The organism is Nocardia sp. JW2 (assembly GCF_051843015.1).
In the GTDB taxonomy this organism is placed as follows: Bacteria; Actinomycetota; Actinomycetes; order Mycobacteriales; family Mycobacteriaceae; genus Nocardia; species Nocardia coubleae.
Genome location: NZ_JBPXLK010000009.1, coordinates 1 through 26,723 on the forward strand (window position 1 = coordinate 1; position 26,723 = coordinate 26,723).

Here is a 26,723-nt window from a genome sequence, read left to right on the forward strand (position 1 = left end):
CGCGGTTCTCGGCGCTTGACTCCGCCTCTTCCCTCCCTCCGGGCACTCCTTCGTCGCACCCTCCGGTCAGTCCAGAGTCGCCAGGCGCGCCGAGAACGGGGGCGCGGGGCCGCGACGTGATCGGCGGCCATAAACTCCGTGCCGTGGGTAAAAGCAAGCGGAACAGTCCTAAGCCCGACAGTAATCGGGCTCAGCGTCTCGCCGAGCGGCGTGCGGCGCAGGAGCAGGCATCGGCGGTCGTGACGCGACCGTTCGAAGGTCTTGCTGCCGAATGTGATCTGGTGGCGCTGCGGGAGTTCGTGCCGTCGGCGACCGCGACCTTGAAGCTCGCGCCCGGTGTGGCCGCGCAGCGCGAGGTCACCCTGGCGACGGTGCTGCCCGGCGCGGTCGCCGCCCTGGTGCGCGCCGGTGACGAGCCGGTCGGTTTCGTCGGCACGCAGATGCAGTTCCGTGGCGCCGATCCGTCGGCCGATATCGCCGCCGCGATCCTGTGGACGCAGTCGGCCGAACCGGGCGAGTCGCTCACGGCCCCGGAGGCCGTCGAGGGCGGGCCGCGCCTGGCGGACGTCATCGATCCCGGCGCCGACCTGGAGCTCACCGTGCACCAGGACTTCGACTGGTGGGTGCCCGAGGGCGTGACCCCCGACCCGCAGGTGGCGGCGACCATCGAGCAGGCCAAGCAGGCGATCATGCCTTCGGCCCGCCTGGATCTGGGTGCCGACGGTGTCGGCGCGGCGTGGTGGGTCGACGCGGGCGAGAAGGCGCACGTGCGCTGGGTGCGTCCGGAAGACGAGGACGCCCTGATGCTCGCGCTGGCGCGGGTGCACGCGGGCGGCGGCCTGCACATGGGCGAGGGTTCGCGGTTCGCCGGTTCCTTCCGCACCCACGGTGTGCTGGTTCCGGTTTTCGATCTCGATCCGGAGCACCACCCCACCGAATGGGAGGCGCCCGCACGCGAATTCGGCGCGCGCCTGGCCGAGGCGCTGGCCTCGGACGCCCCGATGACGAGCGAGGAACGGCGTTCGCGCGACGGTCTGCGTTCGCGTCAGGTCACCCTGCGCTGAACATTTCCGTGCGGATGAAATTAATGAAACATTCCACTTTCACACTGTTCGGTCGGTTAGGTTGACCCCAACGCCGACGCTCGGCGTCAGTGAAAGTCGGAGGACATCATGGAATTTCTCGGCTCTGTTGCCGGTCTCGCACAGATGGTGATCGGCACCATCCTCGCCAACACCGGCTCGGGCGGTTCCGGCTCCGGCTGGTGACACACGAAACGGCTTCGGCTCGCTGCCCGCGAGCCGAAGCCGTTCGCTGTTGGACCTACAGGCTGCCGCCCGCGGCGGACGGCGCCCCGGACGCATCCGACGGAGTGCTCATCTCACGCGCGATGAAGTTCTCCAGATCGAACATGTTCGACCCGGCCCGATCGGCGATATTGAGCAGCGTGTTCATCGCGGCGACTTCCTCGACCTGCTCCTTGAGGAACCACTGCATGAACTGCTCGCCGAGGTAGTCGCCCTCTTCGCGGGCGGTGCTCGCGAGCTGGATGATCTGGTCGGTGACAGTCTTCTCCTGCGACAGCGCCAGCGCGATCGGCTCGCGGGGGTTGTCGAAATGCGACTTCGCCGCATCGACACCCGCGATTTCGACGCTGATATCGCGGTCGAGGAAATACTGCACGATCATCATCGCGTGATTGCGTTCTTCCACGGACTGCGCGTAGAAGCGCTTGGCCAGCTGTGGCAGATCGGCATTGTCGAACCACACCGCGATGGCGATGTACTGGTGCTCGGCGTTGAACTCATGCCGGATCTGGTCTTGGAGCAGGCTGTGGAATTTGCTGCGCGGGGTTTCCGGATTGCTCGACATGTCGGCAACATTAGCGCTGGTCAGAGGGCTTGTCATCCAAGTGCAGCCTTATTGAGGACAGTATTCCCTAACCAAGTATTTCCTAACTAGATGTGCCCCTCACCCGCCATTTTCGGCATCCTTGTGGCTGTTTTCGCAGCTCCGGCGAGTTCGCGCCGGACGAATTCTTCCACATCGAACAAATTCCCGTCGCGGTCGAGCACCTTGAGCAGCGTGGTGAGCGCCGACATCTCGTCGACCTGCTCCTTCAGGAACCACTGGGTGAATTGTTCGCCCAGATAATCGTTCGCCGCGCGGGCGGTGGCCGCGAGCGTACTGATCTGGGTGGTGATCGTCTCCTCACGGGCGAGCAGGAAGGCGATCGCGTCGCGCGGGGAATCGAAATCGGGGCGCACCTCGTCGAGCCCGCCGACGCGCACGGCGACATCGCGGTCGAGCAGATACTGCACCATGCGCAGCGCGTGCGCGCGATGTCGCGAGGAATGTGAGTAGGTCTGTCCGGCGAGCTGGGGGAGTCGCTGCGCGTCGAAGTAGACGGCGGCGGCCAGGTACTGCTGGGCCGCGGTGAGTCCGTGGCGGATCTGGTCACGCAGGAGTTCGGTGAAGTCGGCCATGAGTCGACGTTACCGGGTGAGCAGATCCTCCGGAATCTGCTGATCCTTGGCGAGCGCGTCGAAGAAGCCGGGCGCCTTGGCCTTGTCCCAGAGCAGCACATTGCCCACATCGGTATCGGTGAAGCCGCCGATCGGCACGCTGGTCGTCACGGTGTCGCCGCGCATCGCCCAGCCGAGGGCCGCGAGGTTCCAGATGTGGTCACCGTCGTCGACCTTCAGCGAGCCTGCCACGCCCGTCGCCATCGGCCACAGCGCGAACGGATTGGCGAGCGTGCCCATGCTCGTCGCCTTCTTCAGCAGCGCCGACATGAACATGCGCTGATGATTCATCCGGTCCACATCGGCGTTCGGGGTCGCGCGGGTGCGCACGAAACCCAGTGCCTGCGGGCCGCTGAGTTCCTGACAGCCCGCGGGCAGGTCCAGACCGGCCAGCGGGTCGACGATCGGCTGGTCCAAACACATTTCGATACCGCCGAGCGCGTCGACGACACTGGCGAAACCACCGAAACCGATCTGGGCGTAATGGTCGATGCGCACGCCGGTGGCCACCTCGACGGTCTGTACGAGCAGGGGTGCGCCACCGAGCGCGAAGGAGGCGTTGAGCTTGTCCTTGCCGTGGCCGGGGATGCTCACATACGAGTCGCGCGGCAGGCTGACCATGGTGGTCGGGCCGGACGACGGGATGTGCACCAGCATGATCGTGTCGGTGCGTTCGGGCCCGGTGTCACCACCGGTGGCCAGTTCGGCTTCCTGGTCCTCGGACAGGTCACCGCGCCCGTCGGAACCGACGAGCAGCCAGTTCGTGCCGGGGGTGTCGCCCACCCGGTCGCTGTAGGAAGCGAGCGCGGGGATGCGGGTCAGCGAGTTGTCCAGGTAGATGACACCGGCGATCATGCCAACGATCAGCGCGACGACCACCACCGTGAACCAGCGGAACGGGTGGCGCCTGCGGCGGGGACGCGGTGGACGTGGTGCGCGACCCCCGACCACGGGCGGCGGGGTGCGTCTGCGTGGCGGGACCGCGTCGTGATGGGGGACCGGTCGCTGCGTCGGGGCGTGCTGCACCGGTTCGCGTCTGCGCGGCTTCGTCTCGCGCGGAGCCGGGGGCGCCTGTGGGGGCTGAGAGGCCTGTGAGTACGCGAGGGGTTGGTTGTCGCGGCCGTCGCGGTGCAGGACCTGGGTGGGTTCGATGTGCGAGGCGGGGCGACGATCGTGCGGGGTGTGGCGGACGGTCGGGCCGTCGGGTGCCGGGTAGCCGGGTCGGCCCGCGCCGGGCGGAGGCGGCACAGGGCGTCGTGCGTCGGGTGCGGGGCGGCCGGGAACGGGCGGGGGACGCCGTGCGTCGGGCGCGGGCCGGCCCGGGACGGGCGGAGGTCGCCGGGCATCGGGCGGCGGGCCGGGGCGGCCGGTCGGCGGCGGCACCCGGCGCCTGCGTGGATCATCGCGTGGGTTGTCGCCGTTCATCACTGTCGAACTCTACTGATCGTGGGGTGCGCGGGCTGGGTTTGCGTGCGCGGTCACTACTGCATACCCATGGTCGACCCGACCGTTAGCGCGCCGCGCGGTGACACGCCGTCACGGTAGCCAACCGACGCGTCCGCGCAGCACGTTGTAGCCGAGATAGGCGACGGCATCGATGAGGGCGTGCGCGAGGATCAGCGGCCACAGCCGGTTCGTCCGCTGCCAGTATCGGCCGAAGACGAGACCCATCACGATATTGCCCAGCCCACCCCCGAGGCCCTGGTACAGGTGATAACTACCACGCAGCAGCGCCGAGGCGAGCAGCGAACCGTTCTCCGACCAACCGAGTTTGCGCAGCCTGCTGATGAGGTAGGCGACAACGATCACCTCCTCGGCGACCGAATTCGCACAGGCCGACGCGATGAGTACCGGCAGCCGCCACCAGTGTTCGTCGATCGAGTTCGGCACGATGGTCACGCTCACCCCGAGCGCATGGGCGAGCAGATACAGGCCGAGCCCCGGTATCCCGATCACCGCCGCGAGCACCACACCGGCGATCGCGTCGGTGCGGCCGAACCGCGCCAACCCGACCAGGCGCGGCCCGATTCCGCTGCGCCACAACAGGTAGAGGCCGAGCGCGGCCCACGCCAACAGCCGCGTGATGCCGACGAGTTGGAACAACAGGTCGATGACCGAATTGTTCGAGCGCGACGCGTTCAGCGCGACCGTCCGCCCGCCGACCCCACCCGGCGACAGCGCGGAATCGAGTAGTGAAAGCCCCGCACTGATCCCGCTGAGCCCGAATGTCACCAGCAGTACGACGCCGATCTCGACCCGGATCCCGAACCGCTCGCGTTCGCTCAGCTGGGTCTCGGGAGGTTCCACGCGCATGCCGCGCAGTGTAGGCAGGGAATGTCGTCCTGCTGCCGTTCAGCCTTGATGTCCGGATGGTTATCTGCGGCGCAGGCCGTTCAGGAAGGGGCAGCCGGCGAGGAGGCGGACGGCCTTGCTGAGCGACTCGACGTCGTCGGCGGGGACCGAGAAGGGCAGGCGCACATCGTGATCGGCGTCGATGCTCTCCACGCGCAGTGTCATGCCGTAGCGGTCGATCGACAGCGGGTGGACCCGGCCGCCCTGCAGGCGGGCGGGCAGGTGGCGCGCGAGTTGGGCGATGAGGTCGGCGTGGTCCTCGGCCATGTGGGCCAGCCAGGCACCTTCCATCTCGCAGAACGGGTCGGCGGTGGCCGCCCGCAGGTCGGCGTGGTCGACGGATTCGGCGCCGGAGGTGTCGGCGAGCACCGCCGAGTTCACCACCACCCGAAGCAGAGTCGCGCCGTGGCCTACGTCGAGCAGGCCGGGATGCGGGAAGTCCTTGGCGATTTCGACGGCGAGCGCGCGCTGGGCGTGCGGCGGCACCTGACGCACCCAGCCGCGCAACCACACCAGCGCGCGCACGGGCTCGCGCAGCGGCAGGGGTGCGTGGTCGGTGAGTTCGAGCACCGCGGAGGTCTCGTTGGCGGTGGCGGCGAGGGCGGCGGCGAGCGAGTCGGCGGGAACGGCGATCACCGCGTCACCGCAGCGGCGCAGGTGATGCAGGGTGGTCGGCACGGGGTCGATGCCGGGCAGTGCGAGCACCGCGGTCTCCGCGCGCAGACACGCACTGCGCACGCGCTCGGCAGTGGTGGGCGCGAGAATCGTGGTGGGGCTCGACATGTCAACCTCCGCGACGTTGAATAAGGTAACCCTAAGCTAAGTTACGCGGCGGGTTCGCGCAAGAGGTCCGCCGCCGACACGCCGAAAGCGTGCCTCTACCGTGGTCGGATGGCGCACGACGACACCACCTCTCCCGGCGAACCTGTGCTGGTGAGCCTGTCGGCCCCGCGCCGCAGCCTCGTCGCGGGTTTGATCCGCCCGCTCGGCAGCACACCCGACGGCACGCGCGTCGTCGACGTCGACATCCCCGACCCGGAACTGGCCGCCGCCCTGGTCGAGGTGGCCCACGCCGACGGCGGCTTCGTCGCCCGCACCGAGAGCGGCCCCCGCGCGCTCGCCGTCATCGCGGGCACGGTCGCCGCGCTCTGCGGCGAGGACATCCCCACCGCCCTCGCCGCACCCGATCTCCCCTTCCTCACCGCACTGAAACCCGCCGCTATCGAGGCGACCCGAACCGTGCTGCTCGCCATCGAAACCGGCGATGAGCAGTCGGTTCGCGCGGCGGTGTCGGTCCTCGAATCCTGACGCGGGGCGCGCCGACCGCCGGTCCAGCTAATCTTTCTGTGTGCCGCGTATCGCGTATTTCGGGCCATCCGGAACCTTCACCGAGATGGCGCTGGTGCAGTTCGAGAAATCGGGGGCGTTCGACGAACCCGTCGAGCGCATCGCCGCGCCCAGTCAGGGCGCGGCACTCGACCTGATCCGCTCCGGTGCGGTGACGGGCGCCGTCGTCCCGATCGAAAGCTCGGTCGAAGGCTCCATCCCCGCCACCCTCGACTCGCTGGCTGTCGGTCCGCGCCTGCAGATCGTCGCCGAGACCGAACTCGAGGTCACCTTCACGATCCTCGCCCGGCCCGGCACCGCCCTCGCCGACGTGCGCACCCTCGCGGCCTATCCGGTGGCGGCCGCGCAGGTGCGTGAGTGGGTGGCCAGGAACATGCCCGAGGCGACACCGTTCATCTCGGCCTCCAACGCCGCCGCCGCCGAGGACGTGGTCGCGGGCACCGCCGACGCGGCCGTCTCCACCGCCCTCGCCGGTGAACGGCTCGGCCTCGTCGCCCTCGCGCAAGGTGTGGCCGACCACGAGCAGGCCATCACCCGTTTCGTGCTGGTGCGCCTGCCCGGTGTCGCCCCGCAGGCGACCGGTGCCGACCGCACCTCCGTCGTCCTCGAACTGCCCAACGAACCGGGCTCACTCATGCGGGCCTTCGCCGAATTCGCCACGCGCGGTGTCGATCTCACCCGCATCGAATCCCGGCCCACCCGCACCGGCATGGGCACCTACCGGTTCTACCTCGACTGCGTCGGCCATATCGACGACCCGGCCGTCGCCGAGACCTTGAAGGCGCTGCACCGCACCGCCCGAATCCGTTTCCTCGGCTCGTGGCCCGCCTGTTCGGCGGTCGGCACCCCGCCACCGTCGGACGAACCCGCCGCGGAATGGTTGACGCAATTGCGAAAGGGGGTCGCGGACCTATGACAAACCGCGCGAAGCTGATCCTGGTCCGCCACGGCGAGACCGAGGGAAATGTGGCCCGCATCCTCGACACTCGGGTCCCCGGCCTGCCACTCACCGAACGCGGTGTGGCACAGGCGAAAGCATTCGGCGACACGCTGATCCGCCCGCCCCGGGTGCTGGTGGCCTCGGAGGCGCTGCGCGCCCGCCAGACCGCGGGCTACATCGAGGCCGCCACGGGCACCACCGCCCAGGTCCTGCCCGACCTCTACGAAGTGCAGGTCGGCGAACTCCACGGCCGCTCCGACCGCGACTCCCACGAACTGTTCCAGCGGATCTACCGCGGCTGGCACCACGGCGAACTCGACACGCGAACCCCCGGCGGCGAATCCGGCCGTGAGGTGCTCGACCGCATCCTCCCGGTCCTGGCCCAGCTCCGCGCGCAGTACCTGGAGGGCGACGAGGACGGCGACGTGGTTGTCGTGAACCACGGCGCCGCGATGCGTTTGGTCGGCAAGGAACTGGCAGGCGTCGCACCGCCGTTCACCACCAACAACCACCTCGACAACACCGAGACGATCGAGCTGCTCCCCACCGAGGACGGCGGCTGGGAATGCCTGCGCTGGGGCCGATTCACCCCACCGTTCACCGTGAAGGCCGACCCCACCCCGGACGACCCGATGGGTTAAGCGCCCTGGACGGTGGCCTTGAATTCCTCTCGGATCGGGAGGGATTCGATGAGGTCGGCTACCGCTGTGCGGAGGCGGGCGTTGGTTCCGGTGGCGATGGACGACCACTTCACGCCGTCGTCGGCGACGCTGGCGGTGATGATGAAACGTCCTGCGCGCGTGTTGAACACGGCGATGTGGTTGTCCTGCACGTCGCGGGTGCCGTCGCCGTAGGCCACGCCGACGATCTCGGCGTAGGAGTGGATTTCGACCAGCGCGGAGGCGAGAGTTTTCGCGTCGGTGGCCGGCTTGCCCACCTCGCTGAGCCGCGCGGCGGTTGCGGCGGCATCGCCGGTGTCGCCGAAGATCGGAGCGAGTTGCTCGGTCGGCGCGTTCATGCCGTACAGCTCGAGTGCCTCGGTGGTGCCGAGGGCTTGCAGCACCGCGCCGGGCAGGTCGAGACCCGCGTCGTCGATGACATACGAGTCCGGCCCGCGCAGGGCGACGACCGCGCGGTCGTCGCCCTGCGCCAGACAGAACCGGTTCACCTGGCCGGCGACCACCCACCGCAGCGCGATGATCCACTGCGGCCGGTAGAGCACCCGCAAGCGCTCGGCGAGTTCGGGTACCACCACGTCACCGAACAGCAATTCCCGTTCGGTGAGCAGCTTTTCGGCTGCCTCCATGGCCGCGTCGTGCGCCGAGACATGGTCGTAGCGGCCCATGGCGTCGAGCACCACGGGCATCTCGTCGAACTGCAGCTGCTCGAGCAGGAACTGCATCTCGTCGAGCGAGAGCACCACCGCCTCGAGCAGCGATCCGCCGCCGCCCCCGCCGAGCACCGTCACTTGGCCGATCCGGTGAGATCGGCGCCGATCACTCCCTCGGCGACATAGCGGCCATCGGTGAACGCCTCGTCGGAGCGCCCGTAGTCGTTCGCGTCGTGTTCCTCGTCGTCCTCGCCCTTGGCGCGGTTGCCGAGCAGCGGGTTCGCGGCCGGTTGGGAGTTACGCACGGGCGCGGCCTCCGAGCGGGTGACAACGGTCTCGCCGACCGGCGCGGCCGCGGGAGCGCTCGACGACGGGGCACCCCAGCCTTCGGGCAGCTTCAGCCCGTTGCCACCGAGCGACACCCCACCGAGGCTCGCCGACGCGGTGGACATTCCACCCATGGCGGCGGCTCCGGCTCCGGCGGCCATCGCGGGCGCGACACCGGCGGCGGCGGGAACGGTCGAGGTGGCCGCCGACAGCGCGGTGGCACCGATGTTGCCGACCGTACCGACACCACCGGACACGACGCTGCCCGCGACGTTCGCGGCCTGGGTGGCCGCGCTGACGACGCCGGGGTTGGACACGAAGGCCTGCGCGGCGGCCACGGCGGTCTGCAGCGGATCGCCGCCGCCGAACTCGCCCTGGGCGGCCGAACCGGCGCCGCTGGCGATGGCGGGCGGCATGGCGAACTCACCGGGGGTGGTGACGGTGGCAGTAGTGGCGGCCTCGTAGGTCTCCATCACCAGCGCTGCGCGAATATCCATCGCGTGCCGGGCGACCTCGGCCACCTCGAACGCGCCCGACACGACGCCGGGCGGGTTGGCCGAAGCCGCGACCGCCGCGTTGGTCGCGGCGATCTCGGGCAGGCTCGGCATGGCGATCGAGGCGACCGTGTAGGCGGTGGCGTTGGCGGCGGCCTTGGCGCTCATGGTCGCGGCCATCACGCTCTGCTGCCCGGTCCAGTGCAGGAACGGCGCGAGCCGGCCGAGCACGGCCAGACCGTTGAGGCCCTGCAGACCGACGCCGACCTCGGCGATCACGCGGGTGACGGTGAAGGCGGCGTCGCCCCAGGCGGCAGCAAGGGTGCCCCAGGAGGTGGCGGCAGCCGAGATCGGGACGGCATGCGCGCCCGCGTTGAGTGTGGTCGAGTTGACTTCGGCCATGCGCGGCAGCCAGAAGACCCCGGTGATCCCTGCGGTCATACTTGTTTCTCCCCTGAATGAATGATCGTCGGCGGGTTCGGGTTACACCTGGACGGCGTTGATCGTTGCCGCGCCGGCAATGTCCTCGCCGATGTGGGTGACCAACTGCGAGCGCAGGGTTGCGGCCGCGTGGTGCAGCTCGAGAATGCCCTGGGCGATGGCGCCGTCGTGTGTAGCCGCGGCGCGGTTGAAGTGTCCAGCCGCCAGCAGCGAGACCTCTTCGGCGCCCGAAGGCAGCACGTGCGTGGTCGGCCCGGCAAGGGCGGCCGCTGCCGCGAGCCGCTCGGCCAGCAGATCCAGCTCGGCAGCCGCGGCGAGGATGATTTCCGGTGTGACGAGAACGTGTCCAACCATGACCCGACTCCTTCTAGTGGCGACTAACGGGAACCACGAGAATTCCCCCTACGAGTGATAGGACGCGAGAGCGGGTCGTTCGGTTCCATCGATTTCCCCACCCAACTTCGCTAGCCCCATCCCAGCTCATGTAGCCGGTCGTCGTCAATCCCGAAATAGTGTGCTATTTCGTGGATCACGGTGATCGCGACTTCCTCGACCACCTCGTCGTCACTGCTACAGATGTCGAGAATAGCCTCCCGATAGATGGTTACGGTATCGGGAAGCGAACCCGCGTAGTAACTGTCGCGTTCGGTGAGGGCGACGCCGTGGTACAGACCGAGCAGCGAGGGCTCCTCGTCATTACGCGCCTCCACCAGCACCACGACGTTGTCGATCGCCCCGGTGAGCTCGGGTGGGATGAGGTCGAGCGCGTCGCCGACCAGTTCCTCGAACCGGTCGGGCGACATCCGTTCGGTCATCGCGGTTGTGGCTGCGGCGGCAGCGGTGCGGCGCCCGGCAGCGGGGCCGGTGTGGAGCGGCCGGTGTTGGGCGGCGGAACCGGAGCCTGTCCGTCGATCAGGATTTCCCCGCGCGCCGAACCGACGATCGGCGCGAAACCCTCACGGTCGGCGCCCTTTCCGAGCCAGCAGTCGAGTTGGCGGCTGCCCGCGAGCCAACTGGTCGGTTCCAGATAATCGAAGAACAGCGTGAGCGTCTTGTTGCGGATCGCGTCGGGGCTGCCGAGGTACTCGGTGGACAACCGATTGCATTCGGCCTCGACGAACTTGTCCTGATCGGCCTCCGAGGGCGGTCCACCGGTGAAATTCTTCCCCAGGTCGACGTTGCCGACGATCTCGACCGCGTGCGGTTGCGCGCAGTCCACCGGATCGGTCGGCAGGTTCTGGTTGATGCCGAGGCAGGTGCCGACGGCATGCACCTTCGACTGGTCGCCCTGGGTCGCCGAACCGGTCGAGGCCGGACTGGTCGACGTGGCGGCCACCTGCAGACCGCAGCGCAGCGTGCGGTCACCGTGCTGCCAGCCCGCCGGGCTCGGCGACATCACGTTCACCATGAACTTGCCGCGCGGATCGAACCGCCCACCGAGGTAGCGCTGCACCGCGGGCACGCAGTGCTCGTCGCGCAGCTCGGTCATCCGCAACGAGTCCGGGTGCCGGGTGCCGTCGCCGAACTCGCGACCCGGGTAGGCCTTCAAGTCGACGACACCGGCCACCTCGAACAGGTGCTGGTCGGCGCAGTTCACCTTCAGCAGGTCGCTGCGGTCGGGCTTGCCCCAGGTCAGGCAGTCGCCCTCGTTGGCGCTGCTGAACTCCTTGTCCCTGACCACGGGCGCGGCGCCGGGCTGGTGTGCCTCCACCTTGTCGGATTCGAAACCGGTCACCGTCATCGTGACCAGCGCCGCGAGCACCGCGCCGAGCGCGCCGATCAGCAGTCCCCACCGCAGTTTCGTCGCCGACAGATGCAGCGGACCGGCGCCGCGTTCAGCGGTTTTCTCGGCCGGGTCGCTCTGATGATCGGACACGACGGCGATTGTATGGGAGCCGATCGGCGCGGCGGGCGGGCTCAGCCGCGCAGGGCCGAGACGAAGATGCCGGGCAGTCTGCGCAGCTTGCCGTCACCGTAGAAGCCGGTGAGCTTGCGACCGGTGGCCGCGGCGGTCTTGTTGGCGACGAACCACGGCGGTTTCGGGGTGGTGGCGAATTCGCCCGCGAACAGCGATCGGGGCGCCGGGCGGAACGGTCCGCGCACCACCGTGCGTTCGACGTCGTCGAGCAGGAAGGCGTTGTGGACGACGCCGATGCCGCTCTGGATGTCGTCGATGGTGTGCCCGGGGAAAGCGCCCCAGCTCGCACGTGGCGTCAGGAACGCCAGACCGGTCCACGAGTTGATCGCGACGGTGCCGTAGCGCAGGTTCGCCACGGCCGTGTCGAAGGCGTCGCCGAGTTCGCTGATGGTCGCCGGATGCGCGAGCAGATTGGCGCCGAGGGTGCCCATCAGCTCGTCGTTGGCGAAATCGACCGCCTTGTCGAGGAATTCCGCGCCCGTGCCGGGCAGTTCGACCACGCCGAGGACGGGGGAGAAGTACTCGGTGCGCAGCAGTGGGGTGCCGGTCATCGGCAGGTTCTCGACGAGGACGCGGCCGTTGGCGCGCCCGGCGTCGGGGTAGCTGGTCAGCGCGCCCTCGACGCGGGTGTCGCTGCCGGGGTAGTAGGCGGTGCGGACGGGGGCGTTGTCGATGGCGGCGCGCAGTTCGGTGAGGAACTGATCCTTCTGGTCCCAATCGGCGCTGAGCACGACCGTCTGCGCGGCCACACAGTTGTAGCCGCCGTTGTGCAGGCGCATCGTCGCCACGTGCTCGGCCTGGAACTTCAGGTCGGCCTTGCTCCACTTGCCCGGCACGATGATGCACGGCGCCACGCCGCCGAGTTCGCTGGTGATCGGCTTGGTCAGCGCGGGCTCCCCGGCCTGCTTGCGGCGCTGCGCGTCCTCGCCGACGCCCCAGACGATCGCGTCGTGGGTCGGCGCGCCGCCGGTCATGTGCACGTGGTCGACCTTCGGATGGTTCACCAGGTAACCGCCCTCGGGCGCGCCGCCGGTGAGGATGCGTACCACGCCGAGCTCGATGAACGGCGCGAACACCGCCTGGAACACCGGCAGCAGCGGATCGGTGATCGGGTTGAGCTTGAGCGCGACCACCCGGTTGTTGGCGTAGAGCTCGTAGAGGGTGTCCAGCGGCGCGATGGACATGATGTTGCCCGCGCCGAGCACCGCGCCGACACCGTTGGTCTGCTTCGGATCACGCTGGGCCAGACCGGCTTTGCGCCGCGCGGTGGCCGCGTCGACACCGGGACGCAACCACACCTCGGCGCTGAACCCGTTGAGCAGCAGCCAGTCGTAGAAGCCGTGTGGCAGCGCGGGCACGCTCACCCGGCCACCGGGCGCGGTACCGAGGTCGACGCCGTCGATCGGGCTGGCGCCACGCTCGAGCGCCGCCAGCGACTCGCTCAGTGCCTTGGCGCCCGCCAGCAGCGTCATCGGGCCCGACATCCACTCCTCACCGAGCAGGGGGCTGTCGGCGTCGAGTTTCTTGATGGTCCTGGCCGCGGCCACCCACGACTCGGCGTCGCGGGCGGTGAGCGCGTGCAGCTCGTCGAGCAGCTCGCGGCGGCGGCGCAGATCGGTCGCGGCCCAGGTTTTCGCCCCCTCGGTGAGATCGTCGAGCGCGGTATCGATGACGGCGGTGTCGAAAGTGGTACTCACCCCGCAACTATGCCCCCGCCCGGGCACGTTGGCATAGGCCGAAATTCTGAGGATCGCGTAAACAACTAGGCTGTTTTCTCATGATCGACCTCCGATTCCTGCGCGAGAACCCGGAAGCCGTCCGTGCCTCGCAGCGGGCCCGCGGTGAGGACCCCGCGCTCGTCGACGCCCTGCTCGAAGCCGACGCGGCTCGCCGCGCCGCCGTCGCCACCGCCGACTCCCTGCGCGCCGAGCACAAGGCCATGGGCAAGGTGATCGGCAAGGCGAGCAAGGAAGAACGTCCCGCGCTGCTGGCCGCCGCCACCGACATGTCGGCGAAGGTCAAAGAGGCCGAGCACGCCCAGAGCGCGGCCGACGCCGATCTCGACGCCGCGCATCGCGCCATCTCCAATGTCGTGCAGGAAGGCGCGCCGGCGGGCGGCGAGGACGACTACGTCGTGCTCGAAACCGTGGGCACCCCACCGCAATTCGACTTCGAGCCGAAGGACCACCTGGAGCTCGGTGAGTCGCTCGGGCTGCTGGACATGGAGCGCGGCGCCAAGGTGTCGGGTTCGCGGTTCTACTTCCTCACCGGGCACGGCGCGCTGCTGCAGCTCGGTCTGCTGCAGCTGGCCGCGCAGCGGGCGGTGGCCAACGGTTTCACCATGATGATCCCGCCGGTGCTCGTCCGGCCGGAGATCATGGCCGGTACCGGCTTCCTGGGTCAGCACTCCGACGAGGTCTACCACCTCGCCGACGACGACCTGTACCTGGTCGGCACCTCGGAGGTGCCACTGGCGGGCTTCCACGCCGACGAGATCCTCGACCTGAGCGCGGGCCCGAAGCGGTACGCGGGCTGGTCGTCGTGCTTCCGTCGCGAGGCGGGCAGCTACGGCAAGGACACCAGGGGCATCATCCGGGTGCACCAGTTCGACAAGGTGGAGATGTTCGTCTACACCACCCCCGACCAGGCCGCCGAAGAGCACCAGCGCCTGCTCGCCTGGGAACGCGAGATGCTCGCCGCGATCGACGTGCCCTACCGGGTGATCGACGTGGCCGCGGGCGACCTCGGCAGCTCGGCCGCGCGCAAGTTCGACTGCGAGGCGTGGGTGCCCACCCAGCAGACCTACCGCGAGCTCACCTCCACCTCCAACTGCACGACCTTCCAGGCGCGCAGGCTCTCGGTCCGCTACCGCGACGAGAACGGAAAAGCCCAGATCGCGGCTACCTTGAACGGCACGCTCGCGACCACCCGCTGGATCGTGGCGATCCTCGAGAACCACCAGCAGGCCGACGGTTCGGTCCGGGTGCCCGAGGCGCTGGTGCCGTTCGTCGGTACCGACGTTTTGACACCGTAGAGCTTTCCACTGTTTGCTGGTCAGGCATTTGTGTGATGTGGCAAACATCGGAACCGAACAACATCTAGGCTGGTGCTCGTGCGAGGAATCGGGGCGCGCGGCGATACCCGAACCCGGGTGCGGGCGGCATCGGCGTTGGCGACGGCAAAAGTCATGGCCAGGACAACGGGGGCGTTCTACGTTCTCGGCGGTGTCCTCGGCCTGACCATCACTGCCATCGCGCCGGGCGACGACGGCAACAGACTGCTGGTCGGCACCGCCGCCGCGGTCGCGCTGCTGCTCGGTCTGACGCTGCTGGCCTGGGGTCCGCGCATGCCGCACGCGCTGCACCACCTCTACCTGGCGACCGCGACCGTGCTGGTCACCATCGCGGTGCATTCGTTCCCGAACCTGGTCGGCGGTATCACGCTCGCGTCGTTCTATGTCTTCATCGCCTGCGACGCGGCACTGTTCTTCGCCTGGCCACAGGCCGCCGCGCACATCGGCCTCGCGATGGTGCTGTGCCTGTGGGTGCTGCCCGATCGCGGGCTGCCGTGGTGGTCGGGCCTGATCCCGGCCGGGGTCACCTTCGGGGCCGGGGTGGTGGTCGGCATCCTCACCCGCATGGCGTCCGACGCCGACATCGACGTACTCACCGGCCTGCTCAACCGGCGCGGTTTCGAAAAGCAGCTCAATCCGGCGATCGACGCGGCCGGACGCGGCGGGCAGGGCCTGTCGCTGGTGCTGGTCGACCTCGACCGCTTCCAGAAGATCAACGACCACCTCGGTCACCGCGCCGGCGACGCCGTTCTACAGCGCGTGGCCGACACCTGGCTCGACCTGCTCGCCCCCGACCAGGTGCTCGCCCGCTTCGGTGGCGACGTCTTCGCGCTGCTGCTGCCCGGTACCACCGAGCAGGCCGCGATCCTGCTCACCGAACAGCTGCGGGCGGCGGTGACCATGGGCTGTTCGGCCGGTGTCACGTCGTGGCAGCCGGGCGAGTCGGGGTCGCTGCTGATCAGCCGTGCCGATGTGGGGCTGTACCGGGCCAAGCAGGCCGGGCGCAACCGCACGGTGCTCGAATCGTCGCGGCAGTTGCCGCTCGCGGTCGAGCTGCGCGAGGCCATCGACAGCGGCGCCCTCGACGTGCACTACCAGCCGATCGTCAGCCTCACCGAGGACGGCGGTCAGGCCGTCGGTGTCGAAGCGTTGCTGCGCTGGTCGTCCAACGCGCAGCCCGAGGTCACCACCGAGGGCCTCATCCGGGTCGCCGAGGAATACGACCTCATCTCCGACCTGGACGAACTCGTGTTGCGCCGCGCCTGCGCCGACGCCGCCCGCCTGCAGGAGAGCTTCGCCTCCCTGAACCTGACCCTGAACGTGAACGTCTCCGGCCTGGAACTGGCCGAAACCGACTACGCCGAACGGGTCGCCACCATCCTCAACGACACCGGTTGGCCCGCCGACCAACTCGTGCTCGAGGTGACCGAAAGCGAACTGGCCGCCGAATCCCAGACAGCCATCGCCAACCTGCACACCCTGCGCGACCGAGGCGTGCGCATCGCCATCGACGACTTCGGCACCGGCTACTCCTCACTGAGCCGCCTGGCCACCATCCCCAGCGACATCCTCAAGGTCGACCAGTCCTTCGTAGCCGCCATCCGCTCCGATTCCCCCGCCCCACCCCTGCTCGGCGTCATCGCCGCCCTCAGCAAGTCCCTCGACCTGCAGGTGATCGCCGAGGGCGTGGAAACCGAATACCAGGCCGCCGTCCTCACCGAACTCGGCTTCGCCCTGGCCCAGGGCTACCACTACAGCGACTCCCACCCGGTCTCCGACCTCATCAACGACCTCAACGCCCCCCACTCCGACGACGACGATTCCCTCGCCGCCAACGGCTGGATCCCCCTCGGCTGATCTGTACAGAATTCCTGTACAGTGACTTCATGAGGCAGATCAGCTACACCGAAGCCCGCGCGACATTGGCGAGTGTGCTGGACGCCGCCACCGACGACCTCGAAGAGGTCGTCGTCACCCGCGCGGGGCACGACGCGGCCGTCGTCGTTTCGCTACGGGAGTACGAGGCGCTCAAGGAAACCGCGCATCTACTAGGCACTCCCGCCAATGCGCGGCACCTGCAACGCGGGCTGGAAGAGTTCGCGGCGGGTGGCTTCGCTCCGCAGGCGCGCATCGAAGTCCCGGATGGCGATGCAACCGGTGACTCGGCCGGTGTCGCGTGAAGCTGGAGTTCTTCTCCGAAGCCTGGGCGGACTATGTCTGGACAGTCGCCAATGACCGTGCTGCCGCTCGCAAGATCAACCGCCTGTTGGACGACATCGCGACCAATGGTCAAGCCGATGGGATCGGCAAGCCGGAGCCACTGCTGCACAGTCTTTCGGGCTGGTGGTCGCGCCGGATCACGCAGGAACATCGGTTGGTCTATCGGGTCGACGGCGGTGTGATCCGGATCTTGTCGTGCCGTCATCACTACGAATAACTGCTTGACGGGTGGTTGGCGGTGGCGAACGATGGACGCATGCGGATGCTCATCTACGGCTGTTGACCTTTCTCGCTGTGTAGGCGCCTGGCGGCGGCGGTGAGTCGTGCGCCGGGCAGTGTGCGTGGGCTCGGGGTTCGCGCGGTGCTGTTCAAGGGCTCGCGGGATCTGCTGCCCATCTACGCGCTCTACGGTGTGCTTTTCGCTGATCACGGGCTCGGGACCGCGCAGATCTCGTTGCTGCTCGCGCTGTGGTCGGTGACGGCGTTCCTGCTCGAGGTGCCCTCCGGTGCGTGGGCGGACACGGTGTCGCGGCGCGGTCTGCTCGTTTTCAGCGCGGTGTTGCAGGCAGCCGGGTTTACGATCTGGATGGTCGCTCCCTCGTTCGCCGGGTTCGCGGTGGGATTCGTCGTGTGGGGGATCGCCGGTGCGCTGGAATCGGGCACGTTCGAGGCGTTGATCTACGACGACCTGGTGGCGCGAGGGGAAACCGCCCAGTACGCGCGCATCATGGGCTGGGGTCGGGCAGCGCAGGAGTCGACTGTTCTCATCGCGATCGTCGCGGCCGCACCGCTTTTCGCGTGGGGTGGGTACGGCCTGGTCGGCTGGGTGAGCGTCGGCGTCGGTGTCGTCCACACCGTCACCGCGCTGGCACTGCCGCGGGCACCGGTGGCCATTTCGGCCACGGAAGTCGATGCGCTGGAAGACGACCCGACGCCGCCTCCCGGAGTCACCGCACCACCGGGCGTTGTCGAGGCGGATCGACCGGCACGCGAGCGCTATGTGGCGATGCTGCGGACCGGGATCGCCGAGTCGATGCATGTGCGACGAGTGCGTCGCGGTGTGCTGCTCGGCGCACTTCTCTACGGCGTCACCGCTTTCGACGAATACTTCGGCCTGCTCGCTGTTTCCGGTGGTGCCTCGCCCGCCATCTCCGCCTTGCTCGTCGGCGTGACCGTCGCGGGTTCGCTGGCCGGTTCGCTGTTGGCGGGGCGCACCGAGTCCGCGCCCGCACGGCTGGTCGGAGTCGCCCTGTTCGTCGCGGGAATCCTGTTCATCGCCGGTGCGTTGGCTGTCGGCGCCGGACTGCTGTGGATCGGATTCCTCGGGATCGCCGTGGCGTACGGGATCGACTTCAATGCCGAGGTCGTCGCCGGCGCGCGCCTGCAGGATGCGATCGAAGGGCGCGCCCGGGCAACGGTCACCTCGGTGGTCGGCTTGCTGTCGGAGGTGGTGGCGTTGGCGGTCTTCGGTGTTGTTGCCGCTGCTACACAGTGGGTTTCGATGTCGGTGGCGATCGCCGGGTTGGGAGTGGTGTTGTTGGCGGCCGGGCTGGTCGCTCCGAGTTGGTTGCCGGGACGGAAGTGATCGTTGGCAACCCGGTCGAGTACGGATCGCCACCGAGCCGCGGTGGGTTCGCGCATCGGTAGTGTCGAAAGCTACGACGGCGGAAAGGGCGGAGTGGTCGGGCGCAACGGTCTCGGAGCGATCTTCGGGTTCAGCATCGGCGGCGGTGTCGCGGTGCAGGGACGGATCAACGGGGCACTCGGAGCGGAACTCGGCGACGGTGTCGCAGCCGCCACGATCAGTTTCGGAATCGGCCTGCTGGCCCTGCTGATCGCCTTCGCCGTCAGCCCGACCCTGCGATCGGGCCTCGGCTCGGTCCGCACCGCCACGACTGACGGCAGCCTGCGCCCCTGGTACCTCCTGGGCGGCGTGTGCGGTGCGTTCTTCGTCGCAAGCCAGGGCCTCACCATCGCCGCCATCGGCGTCACCGCCTTCACCGTCGCCGTCGTCGCAGGCCAACTCCTCAGCAGCCTCGTCGTCGACCGGGTAGGTCTCGCACCGAACGGCCGGACACCGATCACCTGGTGGCGGGTGCTGGCCGCCGGCCTCGGCATCATCGGTGTCGTCCTCGCGGCGAGCGGCCGCGACGCCCCCGCCCCCGCCGACACCGGTGTCCCCGACTACCTGCTCATCGCCCTACCTGCCCTCGCGGGCATCGGCCTGGCCTGGCAGCAGGCGGTCAACGGCCGCGTCGGCGCAGTCGGCGGCCCCTTCCCCGCCACCCTCGTCAACTTCACCGTCGGCCTGATCGCCCTCTGCCTCTTCGACACCTACACCCTCCTCACCGAGGGCCTCCCCACCCAATTCCCCACCACCCCCTGGCTCTATCTCGGCGGCCTGATCGGCGTAGCCTTCATCGCCCTGGCCGCGATCACCGTCAGCATGATCGGCGTCCTCCTCCTCGGCCTCACCTCGGTAGCAGGCCAACTCGTCGCCGCCCTCCTGCTCGACACCGCCGACGGCCGCCTGGCGCCCTCGGCCCTCCTGAGCTGCGCGATCGTCCTGATCGCGGTGATCATGGCGAGCCGCGCCGCATCGTCACCGCCGGAGAATCCGCGCAGCTGACACCACGGCCCGCCAAGGGGCTGTCGCACACGGGTCATCGACACGTGTTCCCCGGTGGCGAAGGTCTGGCCCAGGTGCAGCAGCGGGCGGTGCAGGGGCACGCTTCCGGTGCCCCGGCGGAACTTCATGGCCCGGCGAGCACGTCGCTGACACATCGGCGAAATGTTAGGTTGCTGGCGAGCGAGCGCGCCGACGGACGATGGCGCGCTCACCCGCGTCGGCGGGTCCGAGCTGGGGGAGTGCAGTGATCGAGCCGTTGTCGCCGACCGAATCACCGGTGATCGGTCGTTACCGGGTGCAGGGTGTGCTCGGGTCGGGCGGGATGGGTCGGGTGGTCCTGGCGACCGGTCCGGACGGCCGATTCGTCGCCATCAAACAGATCCACGCCCATCTGCTCGACGACCGCGAGTTCCGCGCCCGTTTCGAGCGCGAGGTCGCCATCTCGGCCCGGGTGTCGGGGGCGTTCACCGCCGCGGTGGTCGACTTCGACACCAAGGCCGAACCACCTTGGCTCGCTTCGCTGTTCATCCCCGGTGTGCCATTGGACAAGGCGGTCCGCGAACTGGGACCGCTCCCGGTTCCGGCGATGCGCACGCTCGCCTCCGGCTTGGCCTCGGCACTGCACTCCATCCACAGCACCGGCCTGGTACACCGGGACCTCAAGCCCGCCAACGTCATTCTCGCCACCGACGGACCGCGCGTGATCGACTTCGGAATCGCCCAGGCCACCGGAACAGGGGCGCCGCTCACGGAGGTCGGCGCGGTGGTCGGCTCACCCGCCTATATGTCGCCGGAGCAGGCGATGAGCGAACCGGTGACGTCGGCGAGCGACGTCTTCTCCCTCGGCTCGATGCTGTGCATGGCCGCCACCGGCAAGAGCCCTTTCGCGGCCAACTCGGCGCCGTACACCCTGTTCAATATCGTGCACAGCGAACCGCAACTCGAGAATGTGCCGATCGAGCTTCGTGAGCTGATCGCCGGCTGCCTGCGCAAGGACCCGAAGACCCGGCCTACCCCCGCCCAGATCCTGGACTATTTAGGCGTCCTACCGGTCCAAGCGCAGCCGTGGCCCGCCCCGGTCCACACCCAGATCGCCGAACAGACACGAAATCTCGTCGCCCTCACCTCGGACCCCGAGGCAACACAGATCATCCCGGCCCACACGCCGATCGCCGCGCCACCTCCAGCGCCCTCGCGTAAACGCCGCCCGGTCCTACTCGGCGGGATAGCCGCAGCCGCTACTGTTCTGATCGCGGCCACCACCTTTGTTGTCCTGCGCCCCGGCGACGAACCCGCACCGACACCGACCACGGTCGCCGCCCCGACGAAAACCCTGCCGGCCCTGGATGATCTACGTGGGGTAGACACCTGCGCGTGGGTGATCCAGGCTCTCGGTGCAACGCTCCCCGAAGAAGCCGCCGACAAGGCAGCGACAACGGTCGCCGACTGGCGTTGGCTCCCGACCGCGAGCTGGGGTTGCGACGGCAGCTCGGGCGGCGCACGCCTGGCCGTCGAAATCGGCGCGGCGCTGGAAGGTTTCGGTACAACCAGCAAGGTCGCCAACGGCTACGGGGTCGCGCAACGCGGCGAGGACTGCGCCTTCGGCATCGAAGGCGGCGCCGACGGACAACGCTGGGGCATCGTGGTCGACACCTTCACCCGCACCGACTGCGCCCTCGCCGACCACGCCGTCGACCGGCTCGCCGCAGCGATCGGTGCCCTGTCCGCCGACCCGGCCGCAGCACAGTCGCTGTCATCGGTGGATCCCTGTGCGCTGCTGGATGATCCGACGCTCGGCCGGGCGACCGCCAAATCCGCGCACGTGTGTGAATGGATGCGCGACAACAACACCATCCGGATCACGACGTCGCAACCGCGGCAGCGAGTACTGCCAGGCAAGGCAGTCGACCTGGGTGACGGAGTGATCGTCGAGGAAGACAGCATCGGCACGATCGGCGAGCACCGCTGTCAGCGGGTGTACCTGTTCCGCAAGATCGGCGAGACCTACCGCGAGGACGTCGAAGTGCTGGTCAGCAATCCCGCCGAGAGCGATGACGAGCTCTGCGCGGTGGCAGATCCGCTGATCAAGCAGGCGGTCGGCAGGCTGCCTGCGCGGTAGCGACGGCAAACGCGGGGGTGATAGCTTCACGGCAGAGTTTCGAAGGGGGATGGGCGTGCGTTATCGCTGGGGTGCGGCGCTGTTGTCGCTGTGTCTGCTCACCGCCGCATGCGGTGACCAGGCACCCGACCACGGCGAATACGCGCTGGTCGCGCAACCGGGCGACTACGACGACGGCCCGAGCCGGATGCGTGGCACCCTGGTCGAATCGCTGCGCCTCGGCGAGCGGGTGATCTTCGCCGACCGCATCGACCCCGAGCTGACCGCGGGCAACGGCGGCGGCCCGCTGGTCGGTGTGCGCGGCGTCGACGATCTGCTCTCGGGTGTGCAGCGCACCGCCCTCGACCCGTTCGACGTGCTCGCCGGGTTCGGCGTGATCGGTGGCAACGGTCTCGACGACAACGAACTGAAGAACAAATTCCTGTCCATCACCCTGCTGTCGCTGCCGGACGAAGCGCAGGCCACCGCGGCCGCGCAGGCGATGGCCGCGGCAGATTTCGGTGCGACTCCCGAGAACATGCCCATCGTTCTCACCGAATACCCTGCGGCGCTCGCACATTGGCGACCCGGTGTACCGACGGTCGGTAGCTGGCTGGTGTGGAAGAACCTGGTGATCCGGCTCTACGCGAAGATCGTCGACCCGAATCCCGAGCAGCTGGCCGACCTGCTCACCCGCACCTATCGTGCCCAGCTGGCCGAACTCGAAACCTTCACGCCCACACCGGCAGCCGACCTTTCCAGCCTGAAGCTCGACCCGGACAAGCTGCTCCCGCGGATCGTGAAAACCGACGACTACTGGCCCGACCGCTGGGATTTCCTCGTGACCGGCCCACGTGCGTTCGCCCTGCGGAACAACGAACCCCGCACGCGAATGCGCGAACTCGAGGCCAACAAGGTCGACACGATCGCGGTGGCGCACAATAAGTTCCTGTATCGCACCGCGGACAGCGCATCCGCCGAAAGCTACGCCGAGGTCGAAAAACAGCAGATGCTCACCCGATACCGCGAAACTTCGGGGGTGGCAGGTCTGCCGGGTATCTCCTGCTACAGCGCGCTTCGGCCCGACCCCGCGTCGATCCCCGCGCGTCGGTTCGCGTGCCTGGTGCGGCACGGCGAATTCGTGGTCCGTATCAACGGTAATCAGGAAGTCGAGACCCGGCGCCAAGCCGTGGCCCAATACGCACTGCTCGGCGGTTCGTGGTGAGTGAAGCGCGCATGACATCGCTGGGGCCACGTGATCCCGCGCAGCTCGGCCGCTACCGGCTGCTGGCCGTGCTCGGCCGGGGTGGCATGGGCCAAGTGCTGCTCGGGCAGGCACCGGACGGCCGACTGGTCGCGGTGAAACAGATCCATCAGCAGTTCACCGGCAACCCGGAGTTCCGCGCCAGGTTTCGGCGGGAGGTGCTCGCGTCCCAGCAGGTCACCGGTGCGTACACCGCGGGCGTGATCGACCACGATGCCGAGTCCGAAACACCCTGGCTCGCTTCGGAGTACATCGCGGGACCGGCACTGCAGGACATGGTCGCCGAGTTCGGCCCCCTGACGGTGAGCGGTCTGAAGCTGCTGGCCACGGGCCTGGCGATGGCCTTGCTCGAAATCCACCGCACCGGTCTGGTGCACCGGGACCTGACGCCGAGCAATGTCCTGCTCACCAATGACGGTCCACGGGTGATCGACTTCGGCATCGCCCGCGCCATCGAAGACGACGTCACCCTCACCGCCACCGGCGCCGTGATCGGCTCGCCCGCGTACATGTCGCCCGAGCAGGCCGAATGCCGCACGCTCACAGCCGCTTCCGATGTCTTCGCCGTCGGTGCGATCCTGGCGATGGCGGCTACCGGCACGAGCCCCTTCGCGGCGGCGTCCACACCGCAGGTCCTCTACAACGTCCTCTACAGCACGCCGGACACCACCGCGATCCCCGGACCGATCCGTTCGCTGGTCGACGCGTGTCTCGCCAAGGATCCGGCCGCGCGACCCACTCCCGAGCAGTTGCTCGACGCCGCGGCCCGCATCGACGCCGAACCCGTGTGGCCGGTGCGTATTCGTCGCCGCATCGCCGATCACCAGGCGGAGGCGGCGGCGTGGGCCAACGGAACCGCGTCGGCGGCGGCCGTCGAGGAGTCGCGACCCGATCGGAAGCTGCCGCGCCTGGCAGCGGCGGCGGCAGTGGTGTCGGTATTGGTCCTCGGCTGCATCGCACTGGTCGGCATCGGCCGGGACGGCACCGCGGTCGCGATGGACGACCCGCCGCTGGCGCTGACCGAGGAGGAGACCCGGCGCCTCGACATCTGCGCGCTCCTGACACCGCAGGTGATCGGCGAACTCGGCACCTCCGTCAGCGGGGTGGAAGGGTACAGCCCCTCCGATTGCCGGTCCACGTATCGCGATCCCGCCGGTCGCGAGATCAACATCTCGCTCGACACAACCCGGCCCGATTACGCCAACGACCCGCCGCTCGGGCAGACCATCAACTGGATGCCGGTGCTCGGCGACGAGCGGGAGTCCGCCTTCTGCCGTCGTTCGGTCAAGGAGCAGAGCGGCAGGCAGACGGTGTTCTCGGTCACCGCGAGCGTGCCGGGCGGTGACGGGTGTCCGGTGGCCGAGCGAGCTCTCGCTGCCATCGTCCGGCGCCTGTCGGTCGATCCTCCGCTGCGCGACTACCCCGACAACTCGATCCTCGCCCTCGACCCGTGTGCCCTCGTCGATATGGCGGCTGTCCGTGCCGCGGTAGGCGATTCCGAGCGGTCCCGCGCGCCGCACAGCTGCAATTTCTGGGGCACCGACGGCTCCCTCTATCTCGACCTCACCGAAAAGACCCGACCTGACAGTGTTCGGACCGGCAACCCCCACCCGACGACCAGGACGATCGGTGGTCGCACGGTCTACGTCGGCCGTGACGACGCCACCGTGTGTGATCTTCTGGTCATGACGCGGCCGAGCCGCGACGACCTGGCCGAGCAGATATCCGTGACATACCACGCCACGTCTTCATCCCACGCCGGCCCCTGCGCCCTCGCCACCCCCGTGCTCGAATCCGTCCTCCAGAAGTTGCCTCCCTCATGACGATTCATCCACCGGGCCCGGACGATCCGCAGACCATCGGCCGCTACCGGGTGATCGGCGCGCTCGACCCGTCGGCCGGTGATCACAGTGTGCTCGCCACCGGCCCCGACGACGCGCTCGTGGTCGTGCGGCAGGTGCACCCCGAACTGCTCGCGGAACCCGAATTCCGGGTGCGGTTGCGGCACAGTGCCGTTGCCGCCATGCGCGTCGCCGGACCGTCCAACACCACGGTGATCGATGTCGATGCCGATGCCGACAAGCCCTGGTTGGCATCGCTTTTCGTGCCTGGTGTGCGGCTCGATGCGGCTGTAGCCGAGCACGGCCCGCTGCCGGTCCCCGCTGTGCGTGCCTTGGCCGCCGCACTGGCGTCCGCTCTCGGCGCCGTGCACGCCGCCGGGTTGGTGCATCAGCGATTGCGCGCCGACACCGTCCTGCTGGCGAAAGACGGTGGGCGCCTGGGTGAGATCGGCGTCACTCCTGCGGCAGGCCTGTCCACCACCGGAACAGCGACCACCATCGGCACGCCCGACTTCTTGGCACCCGAACAGGCACTCGGTCTGGAACTCACCCCCGCCGCCGATGTTTTCGCGCTCGGCTCGGTGCTGGCCTACGCAGCGTCGGGAGTGGCACCGTTCGCGGCGCCATCGGTGCCGTACACCCTGTTCAATATCGCCAATCGCGAACCCGATCTGAGCCGGGTGCCCGAACCGCTCTACGAGATGCTGGCCGCATGCCTGCGCAAAGACCCGGTGGCCAGGCCCACGCCCGCACAGATCCTCCAGTATCTCGGTGGCCCACCGAGTGGCCCGCCGCCCTGGCCCGCACCGGTTCTCGACGACATCGGACGGGTACAGCAGGAGATCTCGGCGCTGCGTGCCGCCGCACCCGCCCTCACTCCACCGGAACCGGAGCAGGCGAAGTCGTTCGCCGACATCGTCGGCGCCGAGTGGACCTCGCTCCGGCAAGCAGCGAGGAGCGCCACGGAGTACGGCCGTGAGCGGTGGATGGGCGCCAGTGCTCGAGCGCGCACCGGTATCGCGGGCGGGCTGGTCGTGGTGTTGCTCGCGCTGGTCGGGCTCACCTACTTCGTCACCCGTCCGGAGAGTGAACCTGGTCCGGTGACCGGCCTGACCCTGGCCGAGTTGCGCCGCATCGATGCCTGCGCCTGGCTGACGTCCGCGATCGGCACAGAGGTCCCCGTGGCACCGACCCCGCTCCCTGCCGACTCCTGGAAAACGCGACCGACCGGCCCCTGGGGATGTTCCCTCGACTCGGGCAAGTACATCCTCAATCTGGAGCTCGGCAAGGAAGACGAGTACCTCACCCTGAATCAGACTGTGGTCGACGGTGTTCCGATCACCCACGGCAGTCCGTCCGGGTGCGTGCGCGCCATCGCGAGCCCGGGCGACGAACGCGAAGCGGGCATCGTCCTCACGCTGCTCACCCCACCTTCGGTCAAGGACTGCGCGGGCGTCGACCACGTGGCTGCCGCGCTGGCCCGCTCGCTGACCACGGCCCCGCAGGCCGAGCATCCGTCACCTCTCGCCTTGCTCGAACCCTGCACCCTGCTCGACCGCGATGCCGTAGCCGAGAGCATCGGCCCGCTCCCACCGGCACCGACCATCGCCGACGCCCACACCTGCCAATGGGACGCGCGCGTCCGGTTGAACCTGCAACTCCTGCGCACCAGCCCGGTGACCACGGGCAAGAACCCCCAGGTGCTGCGCGTCGACGGTATGGAGATCTACCGCAAGGACGGCCACATCGAATGCACCCGCGCCTACCTCGTGCCGAACGCCGGGGAGGAAACGGTGCAGGTGACCGTCGAAGGAATGCCGCAAGGGACCGAGCAATCCTGCTCGATCGCCACCACATTCCTGCGCCGGGCCGTGGAGAAACTACCGAAGCGGTGAGCAAGGAGGGGATACTCGGGCGGGGATCG

At 68.7% G+C, this 26,723-nt stretch carries 25 protein-coding genes; 14 read left to right on the forward strand and 11 right to left on the reverse strand.

Annotation, left to right across the window (positions count from 1 at the left end; genetic code table 11):
- The first annotated feature begins 143 nt into the window (after positions 1 to 143).
- Positions 144 to 1,064: a DUF5926 family protein gene (locus ACSVDM_RS14735; RefSeq protein WP_439265524.1), complete on the forward strand. Its 921-nt coding sequence runs from the start codon at positions 144 to 146 to the stop codon at positions 1,062 to 1,064.
- Positions 1,065 to 1,323: 259 nt separating this feature from the next.
- Here the strand turns inward: ACSVDM_RS14735 and ACSVDM_RS14740 are convergent, their stop codons facing one another.
- The 5 genes from ACSVDM_RS14740 to ACSVDM_RS14760 form a co-directional block, all read right to left on the reverse strand.
- The gene (locus tag ACSVDM_RS14740; protein WP_181698155.1) at positions 1,324 to 1,872 is read right to left on the reverse strand and encodes a ferritin; all 549 of its coding nucleotides are present in this window, start codon (positions 1,870 to 1,872) and stop codon (positions 1,324 to 1,326) included.
- 86 nt (positions 1,873 to 1,958) lie between these two features.
- The gene (locus ACSVDM_RS14745) at positions 1,959 to 2,486 is read right to left on the reverse strand and encodes a ferritin (protein ID WP_439265526.1); all 528 of its coding nucleotides are present in this window, start codon (positions 2,484 to 2,486) and stop codon (positions 1,959 to 1,961) included.
- A gap of 9 nt (positions 2,487 to 2,495) precedes the next feature.
- A complete protein-coding gene (locus ACSVDM_RS14750; RefSeq protein ID WP_439265528.1) occupies positions 2,496 to 3,950 on the reverse strand; it encodes an LCP family protein in 1,455 nt (484 codons plus the stop codon).
- Between the two features lie 111 nt (positions 3,951 to 4,061).
- Positions 4,062 to 4,838, reverse strand: coding sequence for a CPBP family intramembrane glutamic endopeptidase (locus tag ACSVDM_RS14755; RefSeq protein ID WP_439265530.1), 777 nt, complete (start codon positions 4,836 to 4,838; stop codon positions 4,062 to 4,064).
- 60 nt (positions 4,839 to 4,898) lie between these two features.
- Complete coding sequence (locus tag ACSVDM_RS14760; protein ID WP_439265532.1) at positions 4,899 to 5,660, reverse strand: DUF2470 domain-containing protein; 762 nt, start codon at positions 5,658 to 5,660, stop codon at positions 4,899 to 4,901.
- A 108-nt stretch (positions 5,661 to 5,768) separates the two neighbouring features.
- Between ACSVDM_RS14760 and ACSVDM_RS14765 the strand changes: the two genes are divergently transcribed.
- The 3 genes from ACSVDM_RS14765 to ACSVDM_RS14775 are packed head-to-tail and all read left to right on the forward strand — an operon-like array spanning position 5,769 to position 7,805.
- The gene (locus tag ACSVDM_RS14765; protein ID WP_181700169.1) at positions 5,769 to 6,185 is read left to right on the forward strand and encodes a hypothetical protein; all 417 of its coding nucleotides are present in this window, start codon (positions 5,769 to 5,771) and stop codon (positions 6,183 to 6,185) included.
- Positions 6,186 to 6,225: 40 nt separating this feature from the next.
- Positions 6,226 to 7,140 carry a prephenate dehydratase gene (pheA, locus tag ACSVDM_RS14770; RefSeq protein WP_181700171.1) on the forward strand — a complete coding sequence of 305 codons (915 nt, stop codon included), beginning with the start codon at positions 6,226 to 6,228 and terminating at the stop codon, positions 7,138 to 7,140.
- Positions 7,137 to 7,805 (forward strand): histidine phosphatase family protein, encoded by a 669-nt coding sequence (locus ACSVDM_RS14775; protein ID WP_439265534.1) that lies wholly within the window; start codon positions 7,137 to 7,139, stop codon positions 7,803 to 7,805. The genes pheA and ACSVDM_RS14775 overlap by 4 nt, the downstream gene beginning before the upstream one ends.
- Here ACSVDM_RS14775 and ACSVDM_RS14780 read toward each other — a convergent pair.
- The 6 genes from ACSVDM_RS14780 to ACSVDM_RS14805 form a co-directional block, all read right to left on the reverse strand.
- Entirely contained in the window at positions 7,802 to 8,632 is an 831-nt protein-coding gene (locus tag ACSVDM_RS14780; RefSeq protein ID WP_439265536.1) for an ESX secretion-associated protein EspG, read from the reverse strand. The two genes, ACSVDM_RS14775 and ACSVDM_RS14780, sit on opposite strands and share 4 nt — an antisense overlap.
- Positions 8,629 to 9,756 (reverse strand): PPE domain-containing protein, encoded by a 1,128-nt coding sequence (locus tag ACSVDM_RS14785; RefSeq protein WP_181700177.1) that lies wholly within the window; start codon positions 9,754 to 9,756, stop codon positions 8,629 to 8,631. Before ACSVDM_RS14785 ends, ACSVDM_RS14780 begins: the two co-directional genes overlap by 4 nt.
- A 42-nt stretch (positions 9,757 to 9,798) precedes the next feature.
- Positions 9,799 to 10,110, reverse strand: coding sequence for a PE family protein (locus ACSVDM_RS14790; RefSeq protein WP_439265538.1), 312 nt, complete (start codon positions 10,108 to 10,110; stop codon positions 9,799 to 9,801).
- 110 nt (positions 10,111 to 10,220) lie between these two features.
- On the reverse strand, positions 10,221 to 10,571 hold the full coding sequence (locus ACSVDM_RS14795) for a metallopeptidase family protein (protein WP_067495311.1): 351 nt from the start codon (positions 10,569 to 10,571) through the stop codon (positions 10,221 to 10,223).
- Entirely contained in the window at positions 10,568 to 11,632 is a 1,065-nt protein-coding gene (locus ACSVDM_RS14800; protein ID WP_181700181.1) for a septum formation family protein, read from the reverse strand. Before ACSVDM_RS14800 ends, ACSVDM_RS14795 begins: the two co-directional genes overlap by 4 nt.
- Positions 11,633 to 11,673: 41 nt before the next feature.
- Positions 11,674 to 13,371 carry an aldehyde dehydrogenase family protein gene (locus ACSVDM_RS14805; protein WP_439265541.1) on the reverse strand — a complete coding sequence of 566 codons (1,698 nt, stop codon included), beginning with the start codon at positions 13,369 to 13,371 and terminating at the stop codon, positions 11,674 to 11,676.
- Between the two features lie 80 nt (positions 13,372 to 13,451).
- On the opposite strand from ACSVDM_RS14805, the gene serS reads away from it, so the two are divergent.
- The 10 genes from serS (at position 13,452) to ACSVDM_RS14855 (ending at position 26,694) form a co-directional block, all read left to right on the forward strand.
- On the forward strand, positions 13,452 to 14,708 hold the full coding sequence (serS, locus tag ACSVDM_RS14810; RefSeq protein WP_067644185.1) for a serine--tRNA ligase: 1,257 nt from the start codon (positions 13,452 to 13,454) through the stop codon (positions 14,706 to 14,708).
- 78 nt (positions 14,709 to 14,786) lie between these two features.
- Entirely contained in the window at positions 14,787 to 16,604 is a 1,818-nt protein-coding gene (locus tag ACSVDM_RS14815; protein ID WP_439265543.1) for a putative bifunctional diguanylate cyclase/phosphodiesterase, read from the forward strand.
- Positions 16,605 to 16,633: 29 nt separating this feature from the next.
- On the forward strand, positions 16,634 to 16,927 hold the full coding sequence (locus ACSVDM_RS14820; protein WP_378667695.1) for a type II toxin-antitoxin system Phd/YefM family antitoxin: 294 nt from the start codon (positions 16,634 to 16,636) through the stop codon (positions 16,925 to 16,927).
- Positions 16,924 to 17,184: a Txe/YoeB family addiction module toxin gene (locus tag ACSVDM_RS14825; RefSeq protein WP_067495331.1), complete on the forward strand. Its 261-nt coding sequence runs from the start codon at positions 16,924 to 16,926 to the stop codon at positions 17,182 to 17,184. The genes ACSVDM_RS14820 and ACSVDM_RS14825 overlap by 4 nt, the downstream gene beginning before the upstream one ends.
- Positions 17,185 to 17,283: 99 nt before the next feature.
- Positions 17,284 to 18,552: an MFS transporter gene (locus tag ACSVDM_RS14830; RefSeq protein WP_439265546.1), complete on the forward strand. Its 1,269-nt coding sequence runs from the start codon at positions 17,284 to 17,286 to the stop codon at positions 18,550 to 18,552.
- Between the two features lie 42 nt (positions 18,553 to 18,594).
- Positions 18,595 to 19,596 (forward strand): DMT family transporter, encoded by a 1,002-nt coding sequence (locus ACSVDM_RS14835; protein ID WP_439265548.1) that lies wholly within the window; start codon positions 18,595 to 18,597, stop codon positions 19,594 to 19,596.
- A gap of 244 nt (positions 19,597 to 19,840) precedes the next feature.
- A complete protein-coding gene (locus ACSVDM_RS14840) occupies positions 19,841 to 21,715 on the forward strand; it encodes a serine/threonine-protein kinase (RefSeq protein WP_439265550.1) in 1,875 nt (624 codons plus the stop codon).
- 55 nt (positions 21,716 to 21,770) lie between these two features.
- Positions 21,771 to 22,919, forward strand: a complete 1,149-nt coding sequence (locus ACSVDM_RS14845) for a DUF7373 family lipoprotein (RefSeq protein ID WP_439265551.1) — start codon at positions 21,771 to 21,773, stop codon at positions 22,917 to 22,919.
- Positions 22,920 to 22,930: 11 nt separating this feature from the next.
- Positions 22,931 to 24,781, forward strand: coding sequence for a protein kinase domain-containing protein (locus ACSVDM_RS14850; protein WP_439265553.1), 1,851 nt, complete (start codon positions 22,931 to 22,933; stop codon positions 24,779 to 24,781).
- The gene (locus tag ACSVDM_RS14855) at positions 24,778 to 26,694 is read left to right on the forward strand and encodes a protein kinase domain-containing protein (protein ID WP_439265555.1); all 1,917 of its coding nucleotides are present in this window, start codon (positions 24,778 to 24,780) and stop codon (positions 26,692 to 26,694) included. Before ACSVDM_RS14850 ends, ACSVDM_RS14855 begins: the two co-directional genes overlap by 4 nt.
- The last annotated feature ends 29 nt before the right edge of the window (positions 26,695 to 26,723 follow it).

What these genes read in the sequence shown, in the direction of transcription:
- ACSVDM_RS14790 (WP_439265538.1), bottom strand. Translation starts at nt 10,110, where the DNA reads ATGGTTGGACACGTTCTCGTCACACCGGAAATCATCCTCGCCGCGGCT.
- ACSVDM_RS14750 (WP_439265528.1), bottom strand. Translation starts at nt 3,950, where the DNA reads ATGAACGGCGACAACCCACGCGATGATCCACGCAGGCGCCGGGTGCCG.
- serS (WP_067644185.1), top strand. Translation starts at nt 13,452, where the DNA reads ATGATCGACCTCCGATTCCTGCGCGAGAACCCGGAAGCCGTCCGTGCC.
- ACSVDM_RS14855 (WP_439265555.1), top strand. Translation starts at nt 24,778, where the DNA reads ATGACGATTCATCCACCGGGCCCGGACGATCCGCAGACCATCGGCCGC.
- ACSVDM_RS14795 (WP_067495311.1), bottom strand. Translation starts at nt 10,571, where the DNA reads ATGACCGAACGGATGTCGCCCGACCGGTTCGAGGAACTGGTCGGCGAC.
- ACSVDM_RS14745 (WP_439265526.1), bottom strand. Translation starts at nt 2,486, where the DNA reads ATGGCCGACTTCACCGAACTCCTGCGTGACCAGATCCGCCACGGACTC.
- ACSVDM_RS14785 (WP_181700177.1), bottom strand. Translation starts at nt 9,756, where the DNA reads ATGACCGCAGGGATCACCGGGGTCTTCTGGCTGCCGCGCATGGCCGAA.
- ACSVDM_RS14850 (WP_439265553.1), top strand. Translation starts at nt 22,931, where the DNA reads ATGACATCGCTGGGGCCACGTGATCCCGCGCAGCTCGGCCGCTACCGG.
- ACSVDM_RS14740 (WP_181698155.1), bottom strand. Translation starts at nt 1,872, where the DNA reads ATGTCGAGCAATCCGGAAACCCCGCGCAGCAAATTCCACAGCCTGCTC.
- ACSVDM_RS14755 (WP_439265530.1), bottom strand. Translation starts at nt 4,838, where the DNA reads ATGCGCGTGGAACCTCCCGAGACCCAGCTGAGCGAACGCGAGCGGTTC.
- ACSVDM_RS14775 (WP_439265534.1), top strand. Translation starts at nt 7,137, where the DNA reads ATGACAAACCGCGCGAAGCTGATCCTGGTCCGCCACGGCGAGACCGAG.
- ACSVDM_RS14820 (WP_378667695.1), top strand. Translation starts at nt 16,634, where the DNA reads ATGAGGCAGATCAGCTACACCGAAGCCCGCGCGACATTGGCGAGTGTG.
- ACSVDM_RS14765 (WP_181700169.1), top strand. Translation starts at nt 5,769, where the DNA reads ATGGCGCACGACGACACCACCTCTCCCGGCGAACCTGTGCTGGTGAGC.
- ACSVDM_RS14760 (WP_439265532.1), bottom strand. Translation starts at nt 5,660, where the DNA reads ATGTCGAGCCCCACCACGATTCTCGCGCCCACCACTGCCGAGCGCGTG.